This window comes from Thermoflexus sp. (assembly GCF_040289485.1).
Taxonomy (GTDB): domain Bacteria; phylum Chloroflexota; class Anaerolineae; order Thermoflexales; family Thermoflexaceae; genus Thermoflexus.
In genome coordinates this window covers 1-2,517 of record NZ_PSLG01000119.1, presented here as the reverse complement: position 1 = coordinate 2,517, position 2,517 = coordinate 1, and the positions used below count along the sequence as shown (strand labels likewise).

Below are 2,517 nucleotides of genomic sequence, written 5' to 3'. Positions count from 1 at the left end.
AGGATCTGGAGATAGAGGTCCTCCAGGGGGACCTTTCGGGGGGCAACTTGCAGGAGGGAGGCGCCGGCCGCCACCAGGCGGCGGATCAGCTCGGGGGTGACCGCCCGGGGGTCGGTCACGGTGACTTCCACAGGCCCCGCGGGCGAAGGGACCACCCTCTGCACCCCGGGGTGCGAGCGGATCAGGGGGAGGAAGGGCGCCGGGTCGCCTTCGCATTCGATGATCACCACCGTCCCGAAGAGCTGGGCCCGCAGGCGGTCCGGAGCGTCTAGGGCCAACAGGCGGGTCCGCAGCAGGGCCACCCGATCTGCCAATCGTTCCGCTTCCTCCAGAAGGTGGGTGGAAAGCAGGATGGTCCGTCCCTGGCCCTTCAGGTCGCGGAGCCATTGGCGGACCTCGCGCGCGGCCTCGGGGTCCAGCCCTGCCGTCGGCTCGTCCAGAAGCAGGATCGGCGGGTCCGGCAGCAGGGCCCGGGCCAGGGCCAGCCGCTGGCGCATCCCTTTGGAGAAGGCCGCCACCGGCTCCCGCGCCCGATCCGCCAGGCCGAAGGCCTCCAACAGCGCGGCGACCCGCCGGCGGGGATCCGGAAGGCCATACAGCCGGGCGTAGATCTCCAAGTTCTTGGCGGCCGGCAGCCGCTCCCAGAACCCTGGGGCCTCCGGAAGGTAGCCGATCCGTCCCCGCAGGTCGTGGCGCTCCGGCCCCATCGGCTCCCCGGCGATCCAGATATGTCCCGCGGTGGGCGCGATCAGGCCGCAGAGCAGCCGGAGGGTGGTGGTTTTGCCAGCGCCGTTGGGCCCCAGCAGGGCCAGACATTCCCCCGGGGGGACCTCGAAGGTGAGCCCCTCGACGGCCAGGATGCTGTTGTAGCGCTTGGTCAGGCCTTCGACGCGGATCATTCCCCCTGGGCCTCCAGCGTCCAGTATTGGCCGAGGATCTCCTCCACAACGGCCTCGGGCGGACGGCCGGTGGTGTCGATCCAGCGCGGGATGGCCCGATAGGCCGCCTCGCGGGCGGCCCACAACGCCCGCAGGCGGTCCAGCAGCGTCTCCCCGGGGCCCAAACGGAGCAGCGGCCGATCCCCTCCGCCCGCCAGCCGTCGGGCCAGTTCCTCTAAATCCGCATACAGGAAGAACACATAGCCCCCCGCCTCCAGCCGCGTGCGGTTCGTTGGATCGAGGCACGTTCCCCCGCCGGTGGCCAGGACCCACCCCCGAGGCTGGTCCCATTCCCGGCAGAGGGCCGCTTCCCAGGCGCGGAAGGCCGCCTCTCCCTCGGTGGCGAAGAGCTCCGGGATCGTCTGCCCGGCTCGGCGGACGATCTCCTCGTCGAAATCGAGAAAGGGCCGTCCCAACCGGGCGGCCAGGCGGCGGCCGATGGTCGTCTTCCCCACGCCCATAAAGCCGGTCAGGACCAGGTTCCGGGCCGGCACGGCGGCGCCCTCCGTCCGCGGTCCATCCGTTGGGGATTGTATCCGGAACCCGGGGGGGCGCCATCTCGGAGGCCGCCGGATTTGACAAGGACAGGCGGACCCGCTAAATTCATAGATAGAAGCGCGGGCGTAGCTCAGGTGGTAGAGCGTTGGCTTCCCAAGCCAAAGGCCGCGGGTTCGAATCCCGTCGCCCGCTCCAGGGGGGCAGATCTCCGATCTGCCCCTTTTCTTTTGGGGGGAGGGCTGGATCTCAAGGGGAAGGCGGGAGATGAAACCCTGGTGGTCGCGCTGGCCGTCCATCTGGCGCTGGCTTCTTTCGACGGGCGCGTCGGAGGCCCGCCCGCTGTCCGTCCCAGAGGAAGGCCCCATGGCGGCTCGTGGGGAACCCGTCCCCTCCGCCGAAGCCCGAAAGGAGGTGGTCCCGGAGCAGGCGCTCCTGGAGGCCCGGCTGGGCTGGTCCTTTCGGGACCCCGCACGGCTCTTGGAGGCCCTCACCCATCGTTCTTATGTCAATGAGCACCCGGAGGAAGGCATCCGGGACAACGAGCGCCTGGAGTTCCTCGGCGACGCCGTCCTGCAGCTTTTGGTCAGCGCCTGGCTGTTCCAGCGGTTCCCGGATTGGTCGGAGGGGCGTCTGACGGAGGTGCGCACCGCGCTGATCCGCCGGGAGCGGCTGGCGGCGTGGGCCGAGGCGCTGGAACTGGGGCGCTGGCTGCGCCTGGGGCGCGGGGAGGCGGAGAGCGGCGGACGGATCCGTCCCTCGGTGCTGGCCGACGCGTTCGAGGCGGTGGTGGGCGCCCTCTATCTGGACGGGGGGCTGGCGGCCGTGGAGCCGCTGTTGAACCGGTTGCTCTCCGAGGCTGTCGCGGGGGCGCTCCAGGATCTGGAGTGGCAGGATCCGAAGGGGCGGCTGCAGCACTGGAGCCAGTCGGTGCGGGGCAAGACCCCCATCTATCGGGTGGTGGCCGTGGAGGGCCCGCCCCACGCGGCCCGGTTCACGGTCCAGGTTTTGATCGGCGACGAGGTGGTCGGTGAGGGCCAGGGCTCCAGCAAACGGGAAGCCACCCGGGAGGCCGCCCGGGACG

3 protein-coding genes and 1 tRNA gene are annotated in these 2,517 nt (G+C 70.8%); 2 read left to right on the top strand and 2 right to left on the bottom strand.

The window, feature by feature from the left end:
- Both C4313_RS11555 and C4313_RS11550 read right to left on the bottom strand, forming a co-directional pair.
- A partial coding sequence (locus tag C4313_RS11555) for an ABC transporter ATP-binding protein (RefSeq protein WP_352429998.1) occupies window positions 1-899 on the bottom strand: 899 nt, incomplete at its 3' end.
- Window positions 896-1,432, bottom strand: coding sequence for a shikimate kinase (locus tag C4313_RS11550; protein ID WP_352429997.1), 537 nt, complete (start codon window positions 1,430-1,432; stop codon window positions 896-898). The genes C4313_RS11555 and C4313_RS11550, both read right to left, overlap by 4 nt.
- 123 nt (window positions 1,433-1,555) lie before the next feature.
- On the opposite strand from C4313_RS11550, the gene C4313_RS11545 reads away from it, so the two are divergent.
- Both C4313_RS11545 and rnc read left to right on the top strand, forming a co-directional pair.
- Window positions 1,556-1,631 (top strand) — tRNA-Gly (locus C4313_RS11545).
- Between the two features lie 168 nt (window positions 1,632-1,799).
- A partial coding sequence (gene rnc, locus C4313_RS11540) for a ribonuclease III (protein WP_352429996.1) occupies window positions 1,800-2,517 on the top strand: 718 nt, incomplete at its 3' end.